This window comes from Aeromonas sp. QDB34 (assembly GCF_027705405.1).
Lineage (GTDB): Bacteria > Pseudomonadota > Gammaproteobacteria > Enterobacterales > Aeromonadaceae > Aeromonas > Aeromonas hydrophila.
Genome location: NZ_JAPDBT010000004.1, coordinates 84182 through 100949 on the forward strand (window position 1 = coordinate 84182; position 16768 = coordinate 100949).

General features: G+C 63.3%; 18 protein-coding genes. 7 read left to right on the forward strand and 11 right to left on the reverse strand.

Annotation, left to right across the window (positions count from 1 at the left end):
• Positions 1 to 11: 11 nt before the first annotated feature.
• On the reverse strand, positions 12 to 341 hold the full coding sequence (locus OKC29_RS08055) for a translation initiation factor (protein ID WP_024945954.1): 330 nt from the start codon (positions 339 to 341) through the stop codon (positions 12 to 14).
• Positions 342 to 460: 119 nt separating this feature from the next.
• Here OKC29_RS08055 and OKC29_RS08060 point away from each other — a divergent pair, with 119 nt between their 5' ends.
• The 3 genes from OKC29_RS08060 to OKC29_RS08070 are packed head-to-tail and all read left to right on the forward strand — an operon-like array spanning position 461 to position 3197.
• Entirely contained in the window at positions 461 to 688 is a 228-nt protein-coding gene (locus OKC29_RS08060) for a FeoA family protein (protein WP_005302641.1), read from the forward strand.
• Positions 685 to 2958: a Fe(2+) transporter permease subunit FeoB gene (feoB, locus tag OKC29_RS08065; protein WP_073350802.1), complete on the forward strand. Its 2274-nt coding sequence runs from the start codon at positions 685 to 687 to the stop codon at positions 2956 to 2958. Before OKC29_RS08060 ends, feoB begins: the two co-directional genes overlap by 4 nt.
• Complete coding sequence (locus OKC29_RS08070; RefSeq protein WP_073350800.1) at positions 2955 to 3197, forward strand: FeoC-like transcriptional regulator; 243 nt, start codon at positions 2955 to 2957, stop codon at positions 3195 to 3197. The genes feoB and OKC29_RS08070 overlap by 4 nt, the downstream gene beginning before the upstream one ends.
• 112 nt (positions 3198 to 3309) lie before the next feature.
• On the opposite strand, the gene OKC29_RS08075 is transcribed toward OKC29_RS08070, so the two are convergent.
• From OKC29_RS08075 to OKC29_RS08090, 4 genes are all read right to left on the reverse strand, one after another.
• Positions 3310 to 3789 carry a WbuC family cupin fold metalloprotein gene (locus OKC29_RS08075; RefSeq protein WP_162275727.1) on the reverse strand — a complete coding sequence of 160 codons (480 nt, stop codon included), beginning with the start codon at positions 3787 to 3789 and terminating at the stop codon, positions 3310 to 3312.
• Between the two features lie 135 nt (positions 3790 to 3924).
• The gene (glgC, locus tag OKC29_RS08080; protein ID WP_011706551.1) at positions 3925 to 5196 is read right to left on the reverse strand and encodes a glucose-1-phosphate adenylyltransferase; all 1272 of its coding nucleotides are present in this window, start codon (positions 5194 to 5196) and stop codon (positions 3925 to 3927) included.
• Between the two features lie 283 nt (positions 5197 to 5479).
• On the reverse strand, positions 5480 to 6619 hold the full coding sequence (gene tapW / locus OKC29_RS08085; RefSeq protein WP_011706550.1) for a type IVa pilus ATPase TapW: 1140 nt from the start codon (positions 6617 to 6619) through the stop codon (positions 5480 to 5482).
• 60 nt (positions 6620 to 6679) lie between these two features.
• On the reverse strand, positions 6680 to 7036 hold the full coding sequence (locus tag OKC29_RS08090) for a DMT family protein (protein ID WP_005302630.1): 357 nt from the start codon (positions 7034 to 7036) through the stop codon (positions 6680 to 6682).
• A gap of 113 nt (positions 7037 to 7149) precedes the next feature.
• On the opposite strand from OKC29_RS08090, the gene OKC29_RS08095 reads away from it, so the two are divergent.
• The 3 genes from OKC29_RS08095 (at position 7150) to OKC29_RS08105 (ending at position 9761) form a co-directional block, all read left to right on the forward strand.
• Positions 7150 to 7881, forward strand: coding sequence for a substrate-binding periplasmic protein (locus OKC29_RS08095; RefSeq protein ID WP_029300033.1), 732 nt, complete (start codon positions 7150 to 7152; stop codon positions 7879 to 7881).
• Between the two features lie 100 nt (positions 7882 to 7981).
• Positions 7982 to 8989, forward strand: a complete 1008-nt coding sequence (btuC, locus tag OKC29_RS08100; RefSeq protein WP_073350796.1) for a vitamin B12 ABC transporter permease BtuC — start codon at positions 7982 to 7984, stop codon at positions 8987 to 8989.
• Positions 8976 to 9761: an ATP-binding cassette domain-containing protein gene (locus tag OKC29_RS08105; protein WP_162275726.1), complete on the forward strand. Its 786-nt coding sequence runs from the start codon at positions 8976 to 8978 to the stop codon at positions 9759 to 9761. The genes btuC and OKC29_RS08105 overlap by 14 nt, the downstream gene beginning before the upstream one ends.
• 21 nt (positions 9762 to 9782) lie before the next feature.
• On the opposite strand, the gene aac(6') is transcribed toward OKC29_RS08105, so the two are convergent.
• Both aac(6') and OKC29_RS08115 read right to left on the reverse strand, forming a co-directional pair.
• Positions 9783 to 10241 (reverse strand): aminoglycoside 6'-N-acetyltransferase, encoded by a 459-nt coding sequence (gene aac(6'), locus OKC29_RS08110; protein WP_073350794.1) that lies wholly within the window; start codon positions 10239 to 10241, stop codon positions 9783 to 9785.
• A 6-nt stretch (positions 10242 to 10247) separates the two neighbouring features.
• Positions 10248 to 11312 (reverse strand): 3-deoxy-7-phosphoheptulonate synthase, encoded by a 1065-nt coding sequence (locus OKC29_RS08115; RefSeq protein ID WP_045789462.1) that lies wholly within the window; start codon positions 11310 to 11312, stop codon positions 10248 to 10250.
• 155 nt (positions 11313 to 11467) lie between these two features.
• Here OKC29_RS08115 and OKC29_RS08120 point away from each other — a divergent pair, with 155 nt between their 5' ends.
• Positions 11468 to 11848: a diacylglycerol kinase gene (locus OKC29_RS08120; protein WP_011706544.1), complete on the forward strand. Its 381-nt coding sequence runs from the start codon at positions 11468 to 11470 to the stop codon at positions 11846 to 11848.
• Positions 11849 to 12055: 207 nt separating this feature from the next.
• Here OKC29_RS08120 and serA read toward each other — a convergent pair whose 3' ends face one another.
• From serA to OKC29_RS08140, 4 genes are all read right to left on the reverse strand, one after another.
• Positions 12056 to 13288, reverse strand: coding sequence for a phosphoglycerate dehydrogenase (gene serA / locus OKC29_RS08125; RefSeq protein WP_073350792.1), 1233 nt, complete (start codon positions 13286 to 13288; stop codon positions 12056 to 12058).
• 462 nt (positions 13289 to 13750) lie between these two features.
• Positions 13751 to 14404, reverse strand: coding sequence for a ribose-5-phosphate isomerase RpiA (rpiA, locus tag OKC29_RS08130; RefSeq protein WP_011706540.1), 654 nt, complete (start codon positions 14402 to 14404; stop codon positions 13751 to 13753).
• Positions 14405 to 14589: 185 nt separating this feature from the next.
• Entirely contained in the window at positions 14590 to 15189 is a 600-nt protein-coding gene (locus OKC29_RS08135) for a 5-formyltetrahydrofolate cyclo-ligase (protein WP_073350790.1), read from the reverse strand.
• 131 nt (positions 15190 to 15320) lie between these two features.
• On the reverse strand, positions 15321 to 16655 hold the full coding sequence (locus OKC29_RS08140; RefSeq protein WP_073350787.1) for a Na+/H+ antiporter NhaC family protein: 1335 nt from the start codon (positions 16653 to 16655) through the stop codon (positions 15321 to 15323).
• Positions 16656 to 16768: the final 113 nt, after the last annotated feature.

Here is a 16768-nt window from a genome sequence, read left to right on the forward strand (position 1 = left end):
CGGCGCGGGGATCAGCCGCCCACCAGCTTGACGCTGAAACCGGCCTTCTCGAGCTCGGCCTTGATCAGATCCCGTTTGTCCCCCTGGATCTCGATCACTCCCTCTTTCAGACCGCCGCCGGTGCCGCACTTTTTCTTGAGCAGGGTGGCGAGGCTCTTTTGCTGTTCGGCCGGAACACCGTGGATGGTGATGACCCCGGCGCCCTTGCGCCCCTTGGTTTCGCGGCGAATGCGCACCACCCCGTCGGTGGGGAAGGGGGAGGCGGATTGCGGCTGGTTCTGTTCTTTGATGATGCCGCCGTCCGTGCTGTAAACCAGGCGGCTGTTGTTGTCGTGACTCATGGCAGTTATTTGTGGGTTAGCTAAGCGGAGTTTGATTTTACTCAAATAAGCGTTGAAAACACGGATTATAATGCCCCAAGTAAAAGAGAATTATTATTGTTTAACTTCAGGAGTCAGTCATGGTACTCGCGCAGTTGTCACCGGGACAGAGTGCTCGCATCAAGAACATGAATCAATTAACCCGTCCCCTGCGGCGCAAGCTGATGGTGATGGGCTTGTTGCCCCAGACTGAAGTCATCTACTTGCGCGCGGCCCCGCTCGGGGATCCGCTGCAGATCCAGTGTCAGGGGATCTGCCTCTCCATGCAAAAAAGCCTTGCCCAGCAAATCGAGGTCGAACCGGTATGAACTACTCCCTGGTAACCGTCGGCAATCCCAATAGCGGCAAGACCTCCCTGTTCAACGCCCTGACCGGGGCCCGCCAGCAGGTGGGCAACTGGAGCGGCGTCACCGTCGACAAGAAGATGGGCGAATTCAGTGCCCAGAGCCACGACTACAAATTGATGGACCTGCCCGGCATCTATAGCCTGGCCAACCAGGAGGGGAGCCTGGACGAGCAGATCGCCAGCCGCTTCGTGGAGGGCCAGCAGCCGGATCTGCTGCTCAACGTCATCGATGCCGCCAACCTGGAGCGCTCGCTCTACCTCACGCTGCAACTGCGCGAGCTGGGGCTGCCCATGGTGGTGGTGCTCAACAAGATGGACATCCTGCAAAAGCGGCGTATCACCATCGACGAGAGCAAGCTCGCCAACACCCTCGGCTGCCCGGTGGTGGCCCTCTCGGCCCACAACCGCCAGCAGGTCGCCGCCTTCAAGAACCAGATCCAGCAGTTCATCGGCCAGCCGCAGCCAGCGCTGTTGCTGGACTACGGTAGCGAGCTGGAAAAAGATCTGGCGGAGCTCGAGACCCTGCTCGCCCCGCACCACCTTACCACCCGTGGCCGCGCTTTGCGCCTGCTGGAAGAGGATGCGGTGATGCAGGAGACCCTGCTGCCCGGCCAGCAGGCCGCCGCCGCCAACGTGGTGGCTCGCGCTCACCACGGGCAGGATGTGGACCTGCAACTGGCGGACATCCGCTACGGCCACATCCACCAGTGGGCCGCCCAGGCGTGCCAGCAGAAGGGCAAGCTCACTGCAGCCCAGAGCGAGCGGCTCGATCGGGTGCTGCTCAACCGCTGGTTCGGCATCCCCTTCTTCCTGCTGGTGATGTACCTGATGTTCATGTTCGCCATCAAGGTGGGCAGCGCCTTCATCGACTTCTTCGACATCATGGGCGGCGCCCTGTTTGTCGACGGGGTGCACCACCTGCTGGGGCTCGTCCATGCGCCGGACTGGCTGGGGGCCATCCTGGCGGACGGCTTTGGCGTCGGCTTGCAGACCGTCGCCACCTTCATCCCGGTGATCGGCTGCCTCTACCTGTTCCTGGCGGTGCTGGAGAGCTCCGGCTACCTGGCCCGCGCGGCTTTTGTGGTGGATGCCCTGATGCGCCGCCTCGGCCTGCCGGGCAAGGCGTTCGTCCCCATGCTGATGGGCTTTGGCTGTACCGTGCCCTCGGTGATGGCAACCCGTACCCTCAACTCCGAGCGTGAGCGGCTGATGACCTCGGCCATGGCTCCCTTCATGTCGTGCGGTGCCCGCCTGCCGGTCTACGCCCTGTTTGCGGTGGCCTTCTTCCCCGAATCTGGCCAGAACCTGGTGTTCGGTCTCTACCTCATCGGCATCCTGGTGGCGGTGCTCACCGGCCTGTTGCTGCGCAGCACCCTGCTGCCGGGCAAGAGCGACTCCATGCTGATGGAGATGCCGGACTACGAGTGGCCGCGCCCGGTCAACGTCGGCATCAAGACCTGGCAGAAGCTCAAATCCTTCGTCTTTGGCGCCGGTAAAACCATCGTGCTGGTGGTCGCCGTGCTGAGCGTGCTCAACTCGCTCGGCACCGACGGCAGCTTCGGCCACCAGGATCAGGAAAGCTCGGTGCTGAGCAAAATCAGCCAGGCGGTGACCCCGGTGCTGCACCCCATCGGCGTGCGCGATGACAACTGGCAGGCCACGGTCGGCATCGTCACCGGCATCTTCGCCAAAGAGGCGGTGGTCGGTACTCTCAACAGCCTCTACGCCGGCAGCGGCGACGGGGAAGAGGAGGCGAGCGAGTTCTCCCTGATAAGCAGCTTCCAGGAGGCGATCGCCGCGGTCGCCACCAATCTGGCCGACATCGACCCGACCGACCCCATGGGGCTGGCGGTGGGCAACCTGGATGACCAGAAAGCCGCCGCCGAGGCGCAGGAGGTAGACGTCTCCACCTACGGCAACATGCAGAGTCACTTCGACGGGGCGGCCGGTGCCTTCGCCTACCTGTTGTTCGTGCTGCTCTACATGCCCTGCGCCGCCGCCATGGGCGCCCTGGTGCGGGAGACAGGCCGCCAGTGGGCCCTGCTGACCGCCGCCTGGTGCAACTACATGGCCTTCATGTGCGCCACCGTCTTCTATCAGCTGGCCACCTTTGCCGCGCACCCCGAGCAGAGCCTGTTCTGGGTGGCGAGCTACGGCGGCTCCCTGCTGCTGCTCTGGTGGGCCGGTCGTCGCCACGGTGACATCGTCGCCCGCAAGGTGGTGACCCTATGATCCTGCGCGAGCTGGGGGAGTACCTCGCCGCGCAGCAGAAGGTGAGCCGGCGCGAGCTGGCCCGCCACTTCCACACCTCGGAAGATGTGGTGGAGGCCATGCTCGGCGTCTGGATGCGCAAGGGGCGGGTCGCCAAGCGGGAGACCCAGGTGTGCGGCGGCTCCTGCTGCGGCAAGAGCCAGGAGGTGATGTTCGAGTGGTGCGAGCCGGGCCAGATTGGTCTGGTACAGAAGGGCTGAGCTCACGTCCGAACCCCCGCATTCAGATATCAAAAAGACCCGCCGCTGGCGGGTCTTTTTATTGGCGCGTGTTCGCCGTATTGGCTGGGTTCGCGTAGGGTGGCGGAGCAGATCAGCGCCCCGGCCAGCGCTGGCCCACCTCGGCATGGCGATACCAGGCCATCAGCGCCTGCTGGCCGGCGAGGTCGTCCACCGCCGGTGACCAGGGGGCGAAGTCCTCTTCCCGAAAGGGGGCGTAGGGGCCGTGTTTCACCTCGAAGATGACGGCGCCAGGATCCAGAGAGAGCACCGCATGCCAGCCGGCGACGGGGGTCTCCAGCACCGAGGTCGTCTCCCCCAGCACGGCGCGGGCAATGACGGTGCCCTCGTCATCGAAGTTGAGCACCACGAAGCGGCCTTGCAGTGCGGTGAGCAGCTCCCAGGTCTGCAGGTGGCGATGGGGGCGAATATAGGTACCCGGCTCCATGGCGATGGCCAGGCGCTGAATGGGGTCGGCCAGCTCCTGATGCAGGTTGTGGTTCATGCGCAGGCGCGGGGATTGGGCGGCCTCGTCGGCGAGGCTGGCAAGGCGGGCAACATCCAGTTTTTTCATATGCGATTCCATGGTGAGACGAAGGCAGGGCCGAGCGCAGAGTAGCATGCCCAGCAACCTGTCAGGCAAGGGGCGAGCGGTAAGCAAATGTAAAAAGGGAGCCTCTATGACTCCCTCTGCTATGGCTGTTCGGCATCACAATCTGGCCAGCATCTCCTTGGTGACCAGCACTATGCCCTGCTCGGAGCGGTAGAAGCGGCGGGCATCCTCGCAGGCGTTTTCCCCCACCACCAGCCCTTCCGGCAGCTTGCAGCCCTTGTCGATCACCACCCGGCGCAGCCGGCAGCCCGGGCCTATCTCGACCCCGGGGAAGATCACCGCCTGATCCAGGGTGCAGAAGGAGTCGACCCGCACATTGGTAAACAGCACCGAGCTCACGATGAAGGAGCCGCTGACGATGGTGCCGCCGGCAAACATGGAGTTGATGGTCATGCCGTGCTGGCCGTTTCTGTCCTGCACGAACTTGGCGGGCGGGGTCATGTTCTGGCTGGTCCAGATGGGCCAGTCCTGATCGTAGATGTCGAGCTCCGGGGTGACGGAGGCGAGATCCATGTTGGCTTCCCAGAACGAATCCACCGTGCCCACGTCGCGCCAGTAGGGGCGCTTTTGTGGGCAGCAGCCGACGCAGGACATGCTGAACGGGTGGGCGTAGGCGGTGCCCTCTTGCACTACCCGCGGGATCACGTCCATGCCGAAATCGTGGTGGGAGGCCGGGTTGGCGAGATCCTCTTCCAGTAACTGGTAGAGGTAGTCGGCCTCGAAGATGTAGACCCCCATGGAGGCCAGCGCGGTGTCCGGTTTGCCCGGCATGGCGGGCGGATTGGCGGGTTTCTCGACGAAGGCGTTGATCTTGCGATCTCCATCCACCGCCATCACCCCGAAGGCGCTCGCCTCATCCCGCGGCACCTCGATGCAGGCTACCGTTACCCTGGCTCCCATGTTGACGTGATCGAGCAGCATGGCGGCGTAATCCATCTTGTAGATGTGATCCCCTGCCAGCACCACCACATACTTGGGGCCGTGATCGCGAATGATGTCCAGATTCTGGTAGACCGCATCGGCGGTGCCGCGATACCAGTTGACCTCGTCCACCCGTTGTTGGGCGGGCAGCAGATCGATGAACTCGTTCATCTGGTAGCGCAGAAAGGACCAGCCGGACTGCAGGTGGCGCAGCAGGCTGTGGGATTTGTATTGGGTCACCACCCCGACCCGGCGAATGCCGGAGTTGATGCAGTTGGAGAGTACGAAGTCGATGATGCGGAACTTGCCGCCGAAATGCACTGCCGGTTTCGCCCTGTTGTCCGTCAACTGTTTGAGGCGACTGCCCCGCCCTCCTGCGAGAACCAAGGCCATGGTCTCGTTCAGCAACTGTCTGGACTGTGCTGTATTGGCAGGTTGTAACAACATTGAATACCCCTTTATTGATAGAACCCCTTGATACTGCCTCCTTTGAAGCCAGTATGAAAGTGCTTTCACTCACACTTCTCACACGGTTTTTTGGTGAAGTGATGGTTTTGTCATTTGTGGTGACAGAATCTGTCGCAGATGGCGCGATAGTTCACCAGATGTCACTGCGGGGCTGGGCTGGCGGGGAGGGCAGTGGCGTTGAAGGGCGGCCAGATGCGGGCATTTCTTGTGCAAACACCCGCCGAAGCGGGTGTTTGCAGGTGCTGTCAGGGGGCGGGCGAGGTCAGAACAGATCGTCTTTTTCGTCCTTGGTGGGCTCGAGGCTCCAGCCGGTGGCATCGCTGCTGCTCGCGATCTGGCCCTTCTCCTTCCACAGCTTGATCTTGAGGCGCAGGTTGTTGGCCGAGTCGGCGTTCTTCACCGCCTCCTCCTCGTCGATCACCCCCTCTACCACCAGATCGAACAGGGCGCTGTCGAAGGTGACCATGCCGAGGGCCTTGGATTTCTCCATCACCTCCTTGAGGCCGCCAAATTCGCCGCGTTTGATCATGTCGCGAATGGTGTGGGTACCCAGCATGATCTCCACCGCCGCCCGGCGGCCACCATCGCTGGTTTTGACCAACCGCTGGGAGACAAACGCCTTGAGGTTGTTGCCAAGGTCGTTGAGCAGCTGGGGCCGGCGCTCTTCCGGGAAGAAGTTGATGATGCGATCCAGCGCCTGGTTGGCGTTGTTGGCGTGCAGGGTAGAGATGGCCAGGTGGCCGGTCTCGGAGAAGGCCAGCGCATGCTCCATGGTCTCGCGGTCGCGAATTTCACCGATGAGGATCACGTCCGGCGCCTGGCGCAGGGTGTTCTTCAGGGCTGCGTGGAAGCTGCGGGTATCCACCCCCACCTCGCGCTGGTTGATGATGCTCTTGCGGTGGCGGTGCACGAACTCCACCGGATCCTCGATGGTGATGATGTGGCCGCCGCTGTTGCGGTTGCGATGGTCGATGAGGGCCGCGAGCGAAGTGGACTTGCCCGAGCCGGTACCGCCGACGAACAGCACCAGGCCGCGCTTCTCCATGATGGTGTCGAGCAGCACGGGGGGCAGTTTCAGATCCTCGAAGCGGGGGATCTCGGTCTTGATGTTGCGCGCCACCAGCGACACTTCGTTGCGCTGCTTGAAGATGTTGATCCGAAAGCGGCCGATCTGGGGCAGCGAGATGGCGAGGTTCATCTCCAGCTCCCGCTCGAACTGCTGCTTTTGCTCGCCGTCCATGATGGCGTCGGCTATTCTGGCCACCTCGCCGGGTTCGAGCGGCGTCTCACTGAGCGGACGCAGGCCGCCGTTGAACTTGGCGCAAGGGGGGGCGCCGGTCGACAGATAGAGGTCGGAGCCATCCTGCTTGGCCAGGATCTGTAGCATGTCTCGCAATTCCATTGGTTTTGCCTCGTCTATCAAGCAGATGCAATTACATCGAATGTCATTGAGTGTACAGCGTCAGGCGCCGGTCAGTTTCTCGCGAAAGACAAAAAACACCGCGCCCAGGATGCACAGGCCGGCCCACAGGTAATCCCATTTCAGATCCTCTTTCAGATAGAAGATGGAGAAGGGGACGAACACGGTGAGGGTGATCACCTCCTGCAGGATCTTGAGCTGGCCGACGGAGAGCACGGTGTGGCCGATGCGGTTGGCAGGCACCTGCAACAGGTATTCGAACAGTGCAATGCCCCAGCTCACCAGGGCGGCGATGATCCAGGGTTTGTGATTCATGCTCTTGAGGTGGGCATACCAGGCGAAGGTCATGAAGACGTTGCTGCACAGCAGCAGGCCGATGCTGGTAAAGATAGGGTTCATTAGGTTCTCCTTTAAAATCAATCGCATTTTATCTCCGAACCACGGGTTTTCATAAGTGGGGCGGCAGGGTATTTTTAATCCATCAAGGATGAAGTCACAGAGGGTTGTACGGGATGGGCAAGACAAGCTGGGGTGTGCTTGGTCTGCTGTTTGCCTGCCTGGTGCATGGGGCGCCGACCCTGACGGTGGCCACCGATGTCTGGCCGCCGTTTCGGATCGTGCAGCCGGACGGCCGCTTCGGCGGACTGGACATGGACATCTTGCAGCAGTTGCAGCGCCGCAGCGGCATCCGCTTCGAGGTGAAACGGGTGCCCTGGGGGCGGGCGCTCAAGCAGATGCAGACCGGCCAGGTGGACCTGATGATCGGCTTGGCGATGACGGCGGAGCGGGCAGCCTTCATCGATTATCTGCAGCCGGCCTACTATCAGTGCCGGCCGGCCTTCTACGGCAAGGCGGCGGCGGTATCGACCCTGCGCACCTACGCCGACCTGCAGGGCAAGAAGGTGGGGTATGTGCTCAATTCGGCCTATTTTGCCCCCTTTGATGCAGACAACCGGCTCGACAAGCACGGGGTGCCCACCGAGGATCAGCTGCTGCGTATGGTGCAGCGCGGTCACCTGCCGCTGATGATCGGCACCGACTGCCAGGTGGACTACGCCCTGAGCCAGGACAACGAGGCCGGCCTGCTCAAGGCGGCCTATCAGCCACCGCAACCTGTGGTGCTCTATCTGGGCATGAGCAAGCACTCCCCCCATCAGGCGCTGCAGCAACCGCTGGCACTGGCCCTGCAGGAGCTGGTGGCAAGCGGCGAGATCGCCGCCCTCGCCAAGCCTTACCAGCCTTGACCTCGGGTAGTAACACGCTGTTATCATGCGTTTTTCATGACTCGCGCCAGCTGCTTAACCGGCTCTGGCGCCGGCTCGTTTTCACCTTCGGAGAGCCTCTGTGTATCTCTCTTTGCTCGCCCGCCAGCAGCGCTGGCAGCGGCGCTGGTTGCTCGGCCTGCTGCTGCTGACCCTGGCGCTGTTCCTCTGCTCCCTCGCCTGGGGCGAATTCGTCTTGCTGCCCTGGCAGCCGCTGGGGGATCTCGAGCAGCGCATCCTGCTGGAGCTGCGCCTGCCGCGCGCCCTGCTGGCCCTGCTGGCGGGGGCGGCGCTCGCCTGCGGTGGCGCCGTGCTGCAGGTGATGCTGCACAACCCGGTGGCCGAACCCGGCCTGCTAGGCGTCTCGAGCGGGGCGGGATTGGCCGCCATGGTGGCGATGGCGGTGGCCAAGACCCTCGGCGTCTATCTGCCGGGCTGGGGGTTGTCACTGGCGGCCTTCGGCGGCGCCCTGCTGGTGACCATGCTGCTCATTCGGCTGGCGCGCCGGGCCCGGCTCGGCCACGCCCGGCTGCTGCTGTTCGGGGTCGCCATCGGCATCCTCACCAACGCCGCCATGACCTGGCTGATGTACTTTGCCGATGATGGCTCCCTGCGTGAATTCATGTTCTGGATGATGGGCAGCCTGGCCTACGGCAGCCAGCAACTGGCCTGGTGGTGGCTGCTGTTCCCGCTCGCCCTTGGCTGGCTCGCCTGGCAGGGCAAGGCGCTGCAGCAACTGCTGCTGGGAGAGACCCAGGCCCGCCTGATGGGGCTCGATGTGGACAAGATGCGGGTGCGGCTGGTGCTGGCGGTGTGCCTGCTCACCGGGATGGCGGTGGCGCTGTGCGGCGTCATCGGCTTCGTCGGGCTGGTGGTGCCCCATCTGCTGCGGCTCTGTGGTGGCAGCGATCAGCGCTTCCTGCTGCCCGCCTCGGCGCTGGGGGGCGGCGCCCTGCTGCTGGCGGCCGATCTCATCGCCCGCTCCGCCCTGCGGGCGGGGGAGCTGCCCATCGGGGTCATCACCGCCTCGGTCGGCGCCCCGCTCTTCATCTATCTGTTGTTGAGGCAAGATGCCCATGCCAGCACCTGATCACCTCGGGGGTCAGCCCCCCTTGCTGGCGGCCCGCGCCCTGGCCGTCGCCAACCGGCTCGCGCCCCTCGACCTTGCCTGGCAGGGGGGGCAGCTGGTGGCCCTGCTCGGCCCCAACGGCAGCGGCAAGTCGACCCTGCTCGGGGCCCTGGCCGGCCTCTTGCCGGGGCAAGGGGAGGTACGCATCGGCGGGGCGTCGCTGGCGGACTTGAGCTGGCCGGCGCTGGCACAGCGGCGCGCCATGCTGCCCCAGCGCCAGCCCCAGCTGTTCCATATCCCGGTGTTTCAGGTGCTGAGCCTGGGGCTCGATGAGGCTCAACCTGCGGCCAGACAGAACGAGGCTATTCAGGCGCTGTGCCAGGCGCTGGAGCTGGAAGCCTTGCTGGCGCGGGACTTCAGCCGGCTGTCGGGCGGGGAGCAGCAGCGAGTACTGATTGCCCGTACCCTGCTGCAGGTGTGGCCGAGCCTCAACCCGAGCGGGCGAGTATTGCTGCTGGACGAACCGCTGGCGGGGCTGGATCTGCACCATCAGCTGGCGCTGCTGCGGCTGCTCAAGCAGCTGACCGGGCAGGGGTTGCTGGTGGTGCTCGCCATCCACGACATCAACCTGGCCATCGACTGGGCCGATCGCCTGCTCTGTCTGCAACAGGGGCGGGTGGTGCGGGAGGGGGGCGTCGAATTGGTGGACGAGGCGCTGCTGGCGCAGGTGTTTCAGATAAAGACCGATCGCATCGAGGCGGGCGGCCGGGTCTGGTTTATGCCGAGCCTGTGAGAAACAAACAAGGCCCTGGCGTCAGCCGAGGGCCTTTTTGAAGAAGACGACCCGCTCCGTTTCGGCAAAGCCGAGTCGCTGGTGCAGCTGCTGGGAGGCGAAGTTGTCGATGGCGGCATCGGAGGCCAGCTCGCGACAACCCAGCTCGCGGCCCCACTGGGCCACCCGGGCGATCAAGGCCTGGGCCAACCCGCGCCGGCGTGAAGTCGGCTGCACATAGACCCCTTCCAGATAGACCACCGGGCTGCTCTCGCAGCCGTTCACGTAATCGCGGCGCAGGGCGGCATCGGCAAAGGCGACCGCCTGGCTCTGCGCATCCAGCACCAGAAAGGCGTTGAGATGGGCAGCGGCCAGCAGTTCGGTCCCTTCCTGCAGATGGGCCACCATCCCGTGGTGCGGCCACAGCTGCTGGCGCAGGGTTGCCCACTGCGCCAGCAGCGTCTCGTCGAGGGGCACTATCCGCCAGTCGGCGTTCGTCATCCGCACTCAGGCCTGCTGCTTGGCAAGGCGCACCTGGGCGGCCTCGGCCAGCATGGCCAGCAGGGTTTCGGTGTCGCTCCACGACAGACAGGCATCGGTGATGCTCTGGCCGAAGGTGACGGCGCAGCCGTTCTCCACATCCTGCCGCCCTTCCACCAGGAAGCTCTCGGCCATGATGCCGGCGATACCGGTGCGGCCGCGGCGCAGCTGATCGCAGATGTCCTGCGCCACCAGCAACTGGCGACGGTGATCCTTCATGCTGTTGCCGTGGCTGAAGTCCACCACCAGCCGCTCGGGCAGGCCGACGTCGGCCAGCGCTTCGCACGCTTCATCGATGCTGGCGGTGTCGTAGTTGGGGCGGTGGCCGCCGCGCAGGATCACGTGGCCATAGGGGTTGCCGGCGGTACGGTAGATGGTCATCTTGCCGTCCTTGTCCGGGGAGTAGAAGATGTGGCTGTGACGGGCGGCGCGCACCGCATCGATGGCGATGCGGGTGTTGCCATCGGTGCCGTTCTTGAAGCCGACCGGGCAGGAGAGGGCGGAGGCCATCTCGCGGTGCACCTGGGATTCGGTGGTGCGAGCGCCGATGGCACCCCAGGTGATGAGATCGCTGATGTACTGGCCGGTCACCATGTCGAGGAACTCGGTGGCGGTGGGCATGCCGAGGGCGTTGATGTCCACCAGCAGCTTGCGAGCCAGTTTCAGCCCTTCGTTGACGTCGAAGCTGCCATCGAGGCGCGGATCATTGATGAGGCCTTTCCAGCCGACGATGGTGCGCGGCTTCTCGAAATAGGTGCGCATCACGATGCACAGGCTCTCTTTATACTGCGCGCGCAGGGCATTGAGGCGCAGGGCGTACTCGTGGGCGGCGGCCGGATCGTGAATGGAGCAGGGACCGACGATGACCAGCAGGCGCTGATCCTCACCGGCCAGGATCGCTTCCACTTCGCGGCGGGCATCCAGCAGATTCTGGGCAACGGTGTCGCTTAACGGGAAGGCGTGCGCCAGTTCGCTGGGAGTGATCAGGGACTCCAGGCGACGGGTGCGCAATTCATCGGTGTGAATGGACATACGACTCGATTCTCGAAATGGGTGGCGTGGGCAGTAGCAATGACTGAGTGCCGAAGAGGCAAAGGGATAAAATAAAGCAAAAAACCCCTGATGGAAACCTCGAGGGGCTCTGATAGGATGTGAGCCCCAAAACGATTCCAAATGAGGTAGATAGCGTGGCAAAGCCAGGGGCAACCGGGGTCACCCGCATCATCAATGCAACCGGTTACAGCATGAAGGGGCTCAAGTCAGCCTGGATCAACGAGGCCGCTTTCCGGCAGGAGCTGATGCTGATCCTGCTGTTGATGCCGCTGGCATTCTGGATCGGCGATACCCTCGAGCAAATCCTGCTGCTCGTCTGCATCAGCTGGCTGGTGGTGATCGTCGAGGTGCTCAACTCCGCCGTCGAGGCGGTGGTGGATCGCATCGGCTCCGAACATCATGAGCTCTCCGGTCGCGCCAAGGATCTGGGCTCCGCCGCCGTCTTTATCGCGCTAGCCCTGAACGCCCTGGTGTGGGGCGCGTTGGTTGGCCGCAACCTGCTGGGTTGGTGGTAAGTCAGGCTGCATTTTCTCTCGCGTCATTGCTCTCTCCATTTGGGAGATGACTGGGTGAGGGAGGTCTCTTCTCTCCCTCATCCCCACCCCTTCTCCCGCGAGGGGAGAGGGGGCAAAGAAGCAACGACTCGGATGTGCGCTTAGCATCGCAGCATAAAAAAGCCCGTCATCACGACGGGCTTTTTGCTGGACGGCTCTGCAGGCCAATCAGTGCAGGATACGGGCACGGATGGTGCCGCCGATCTCCTTGAGCTTGGCCAGCGCCTTCTCGCTGTGCTCGGTCTCCACGTCGATCACCACGTAGCCGATGTGGCTGCTGGTCTGCAGGTATTGGCCGGCGATGTTGATCCCCTCGTCGGCGAAGATCTGGTTGATCTGGTTCATCACGCCGGGCTGGTTGCGGTGAATGTGCAGCAGGCGGCTGGAGCCCTTGTGGCCGGGCAGGGAGACCTCGGGGAAGTTGACGGCGGAGAGGGTGGAGCCGTTGTCCGAGTATTTGACCAGCTTGTTGGCCACTTCCAGCCCGATGTTCTCCTGGGCCTCCTGGGTGGAGCCGCCGATGTGAGGGGTCAGGATCACGTTGTCCAGCCCGCGCAGCGGGGTGAGGAACTCCTCGTGATTGGACTTGGGCTCGCTGGGGAAGACGTCGATGGCGGCGCCGGAGATGTGACCGCTCTTGATGACGTCGGCCAGGGCATCGATATCCACCACGGTGCCGCGGGAGGCGTTGATGAAGATGGCGCCCGGTTTCATCATGCGCAGTTGCTCGGCACCGATCAGATCCTTGGTAGAGGCGGTCTCAGGCACGTGCAGGCTGATGACGTCGGACATGTTGAGCAGTTCGACCATGCTTGGCACCTGGATGGCGTTGCCGAGCGAGAGCTTGTTCTCGATGTCGTAGTAGTAGACCTTCATGCCGATGCTCTCGGCGATGATGCCGAGCTGGGTGCCGATATGGCCGTAGCCGATGATGCCGAGTTTCTTGCCACGGGCTTCCACCGAGCGGTTGGCCAGCTTTTCCCACACACCGCGATGGCACTTGGCGTTCTTCTCCGGGATGCCGCGCAGCAGCAGCAGGATCTCGCCCAGCACCAGTTCGGCCACCGAGCGGGTGTTGGAGAAGGGGGCGTTGAACACCGGGATACCGCGCAGATGGGCGGCGTCGAGCTCGACCTGGTTGGTACCGATGCAGAAGCAGCCGATGGCCACCAGCTTGTTGGCGGCATCCAGCACCTTCTCGGTGATCTGGGTGCGCGAGCGCAGCCCCACGAAATGCACGTCACGAATGCGCTCGATCAGATCTTCTTCGGAGAGAGAGGTCTTCAGATACTCCACACTGGTGTAACCTGCGGCACGAAAGGTTTCCACCGTGTTGGGGTGAACCCCCTCCAGCAGCAGTACCTTGATTTTATCCTTGTCCAGTGAAAACTTGGCAGTCATGACGATCCCTCTATGTTTGCAAAAGTGAGTGCAGATATGGTGTGTGAAGAAAACCGTAAAGTAGCAAAAACGTTTGGGAGAGGGAATATTTGTGACGAAAGTCAAATTCTTTGAAGTTTTCAACGATAGTTGTAAACGAGGGTTTGCAACTCATTGAACAACCAATAAAAACGGCGCCATGGGGCGCCGTCTTTCATTGGGGTGTCTTGGCAGGCACCTTATTGGGTGATGACCCCGTCGGGAGTACCAATCAGCACCACGTCTGCACCACGGTGGGCGAACAGACCGTTGGTGACGGTGCCGACCATGATGCCGTTGAGCTGCGTTTTGGCAGGCAACCTTATTGGGTGATGACCCCGTCGGGAGTACCAATCAGCACCACGTCTGCTCCGCGGTGGGCGAACAGGCCGTTGGTGACGGTGCCGACCATGATGCCATTGAGCTGCGTCTTGGCAGGCAACCTTATTGGGTGATGACCCCGTCGGGAGTACCAATCAGCACCACGTCCGCACCGCGGTGGGCAAACAGACCGTTGGTGACGGTGCCGACGATGGCATTGAGCTGCACTTCCAGCCCCTTGGCGTCGGTGATGGCCATGCCTTTCACGTCCAGGATGTGGTTGCCGTTGTCGGTGACCACCCCTTCACGCCAGACCGGGTTGCCGCCGAGCTTTCTGATCTCGCGGGCCACGTATTCGCGGGCCATGGGGATCACTTCCACCGGCAGCGGGAAGGTGCCGAGCACGTCGACCGTCTTGGTGTTGTCGATGATGCAGATGAACTTGTCGGCCACGGCGGCGACGATCTTCTCGCGGGTGAGGGCTGCGCCGCCGCCCTTGATCATGTCGCGGGTGCCGTTGATCTCGTCGGCACCGTCCACGTAGACGGAGAGGGCGTCGATCTCGTTGAGGTCATACACTGTGATGCCGAAGCCCTTGAGGCGTTCGGTGGAGGCCACGGAGCTGGATACCGCCCCCTTGATCTCGTCCTTCATGGTCGCCAGTGCATCGATGAAGTGGTTGACGGTAGAGCCGGTGCCTACCCCGACGATGGTGCCGGGAACCACATACTTGAGCGCAGCCCAACCGGCCGCCTTCTTCATTTCATCTTGAGTCATGATCGATCCTTTGGAAAAAAGCGGCCGCATTATATCCAAGCCGCCCCCCCAGAGCGACCACCCAGCTCACGTTCCGGGCCAAAAACTCACAAGATGTAAATCGTTTGCCTGTTTATTGTGCCATGTCATTGCATCATGGCTGTGGCAGCAGGGCGTGACGATCGCGGTAGAGGGGGCGGATGGTCCTAGCCGGGAAAGTACCAGCAGCGGCTGGGGGTGATGATCTGGGGCAGCGGTACGTCCCACTCCTCCTGTGGCACCGCGTCCACCTGCTGGCAGTCGTGGGCGAGCCCCAGTGGCTTGGGGCCGAGCCTGTGTTCATGCCAGCAGGCGAGGGTACGATCGTAGTAGCCGCCGCCCATACCGAGCCGGTTGCCTGCCGCATCGAACGCCACCAGCGGGGTGCAAATCAGATCGAGGGTGCTGTGGGGCACCACCTGCTGCATGTCGAGCTCCGGTTCGGCGATGCCGTAACGGTTGCGGGTCATGGGGCTGGTGGCGGTGTAGCGCAAGAAGAGCAGGTGGCCCGGGGTGAAGGGGTGCAGCACCGGCAGGTAGACCTCTTTTTGCTGGGCCCACAGCCAGTGGATGGCGGGCAAGGGGTTGAGCTCGCCGTCGTTGGCCAGATAGAGGGCGATGCGTTTGGCCGTCAGGATCTCGGGATGCTGCTTGAACTGGGCAACCAGCTGCTGGGCCGCCTGCTGCTGCTCGGCCTGGGTCAGGCTCTTTCTGCGCTGGCGGATGAGTTGGCGCAGGGATTGTCTTTCAGGCTGGGTATCCGGCATGGGGGCTCCTCTGATGAACGGGCGGGGGCGACGAGCGGATCGCGCTGACAGGCGATCACCTTAACAAGGCCGCGCCGGGTTGAACAGCGCGGCTCGGCCGCCGGATCCTCGGGGATCCGGCGGCCGCACTATCAGGCGTGGGCGGCTTTGCGCATCTGGTGCTTGACGAACACCGCCGCCAGGGCGGCCAGCGCCAGCGCCATGGGGTAGAAGCTCATGCTCACCACCGCCAGCGGCGAGAGGGCAAAGATGGAGCCCAGCAGCAGTGCCTGAGCACCCCAGGGGATGAGCCCCTGCACCACGCAGGAGAAGATGTCGAGCATGGAGGCGGCGCGGCGCGGGGTAACCCCGTGATGATCCGCCAGCTCCTTGGCCACCTTGCTGGCGACGATAATGGCCACCGTGTTGTTGGCGGTGCAGAGGTTGGTGAGGCTCACCACCCCGGCGATGCCGAGCTCGGCCGCCTTCTCGTTCTGCTCGCCGTCATGCTGACGGGTGAAGCGGGCGATGAGGGCGCTGATGCGGGCGCTTATCCAGGCCAGCCCTCCCTGGCGCTCCATCAGGGCGCCGAGGCCGCCGATCAGCATGGAGAGCAGGAAGATCTCCTGCATGCCGGTGAAGCCCTGATAGATGTCCTTGCTGAACTGGCTGAGGGGGTAATCCCCCAGCAGACCGACCCCGCCGGCCGCCAGAATGCCGAGCCCCAGCACCATGAAGACGTTCATGCCAGAGAGGGCCAGCACCAGGATCAGCAGGTAGGGCATCACCTTGAGCAGCTCGACATGGGCCTCGGTGGCGGGGGCATCCCCGACCGACCCCAGGGTCAGATAGAGCAGGATCACCCCGATGGCGGCTGGGGCGGCAATCTTGAAGTTCTCGCGAAACTTGTCTTTCATCTCGCAGCCCTGGCTGCGGGTGGCCGCAATGGTGGTGTCGGAGATGATGGAGAGGTTGTCGCCAAACATGGCGCCGGAGAGGATGGTGCCGGCCATCAGTACCGGATCGATGCCGGCGGCCTGGGCCACGCCGAGCGCCACCGGTGCCACGGCGCCGATGGTGCCCATGGAGGTACCCATGGCGGTGGCGATGAAGGCGGAGATGAGGAACAGCCCCGGCAGCAGGAACCAGCCGGGGATGAGGGAGAGGCCGAGCGCGACCGTGGCATCCACCCCGCCGGTGGCCTTGGCCACGGTGGCGAAGGCGCCCGCCAGCAGATAAATGAGGCACATCGCCATGATGTTGCTGTCACCGACCCCTTTGAAGAAGGTCTCGAGGTTCTTGTTGAACCCCTCCTTGCCCAGCACCAGCGCCAGCATGACGGCGGGGAGGGCGGCGACGGGGGCGGGCAGCTGATAGAAGGCGAACTCGACCCCCTGCAGGGTCAGCCAGGTGCCGGTACCGATAAAGAGAGCAAGAAAGACCAGCAGAGGCAGCAGGGCTCTGGCGCTGGGTTGAGTCTGGATCATGTGTTCCTCGATGGTTGAACATGACCTCCCTGTCTCAGCCAGCCCGCAGTGGGGTGAGCGTGGCGGGCATCCTGCCGCTATGGGGCGTCTACAGTAGTGAGTCATGCCCGCCG

Bases quoted from the DNA above. Each gene is read 5' to 3' on its own strand.
- OKC29_RS08140 (WP_073350787.1), bottom strand. From the start codon at position 16,655: ATGATCCAGACTCAACCCAGCGCCAGAGCCCTGCTGCCTCTGCTGGTC.
- OKC29_RS08090 (WP_005302630.1), bottom strand. From the start codon at position 7,036: ATGAACCCTATCTTTACCAGCATCGGCCTGCTGCTGTGCAGCAACGTC.
- OKC29_RS08060 (WP_005302641.1), top strand. From the start codon at position 461: ATGGTACTCGCGCAGTTGTCACCGGGACAGAGTGCTCGCATCAAGAAC.
- glgC (WP_011706551.1), bottom strand. From the start codon at position 5,196: ATGTTGTTACAACCTGCCAATACAGCACAGTCCAGACAGTTGCTGAAC.
- OKC29_RS08055 (WP_024945954.1), bottom strand. From the start codon at position 341: ATGAGTCACGACAACAACAGCCGCCTGGTTTACAGCACGGACGGCGGC.
- rpiA (WP_011706540.1), bottom strand. From the start codon at position 14,404: ATGACTCAAGATGAAATGAAGAAGGCGGCCGGTTGGGCTGCGCTCAAG.
- OKC29_RS08075 (WP_162275727.1), bottom strand. From the start codon at position 3,789: ATGAAAAAACTGGATGTTGCCCGCCTTGCCAGCCTCGCCGACGAGGCC.
- OKC29_RS08115 (WP_045789462.1), bottom strand. From the start codon at position 11,312: ATGTCCATTCACACCGATGAATTGCGCACCCGTCGCCTGGAGTCCCTG.
- feoB (WP_073350802.1), top strand. From the start codon at position 685: ATGAACTACTCCCTGGTAACCGTCGGCAATCCCAATAGCGGCAAGACC.
- tapW (WP_011706550.1), bottom strand. From the start codon at position 6,619: ATGGAATTGCGAGACATGCTACAGATCCTGGCCAAGCAGGATGGCTCC.
- OKC29_RS08135 (WP_073350790.1), bottom strand. From the start codon at position 15,189: ATGCCGGATACCCAGCCTGAAAGACAATCCCTGCGCCAACTCATCCGC.
- serA (WP_073350792.1), bottom strand. From the start codon at position 13,288: ATGACTGCCAAGTTTTCACTGGACAAGGATAAAATCAAGGTACTGCTG.
- OKC29_RS08095 (WP_029300033.1), top strand. From the start codon at position 7,150: ATGGGCAAGACAAGCTGGGGTGTGCTTGGTCTGCTGTTTGCCTGCCTG.
- OKC29_RS08070 (WP_073350800.1), top strand. From the start codon at position 2,955: ATGATCCTGCGCGAGCTGGGGGAGTACCTCGCCGCGCAGCAGAAGGTG.
- OKC29_RS08105 (WP_162275726.1), top strand. From the start codon at position 8,976: ATGCCAGCACCTGATCACCTCGGGGGTCAGCCCCCCTTGCTGGCGGCC.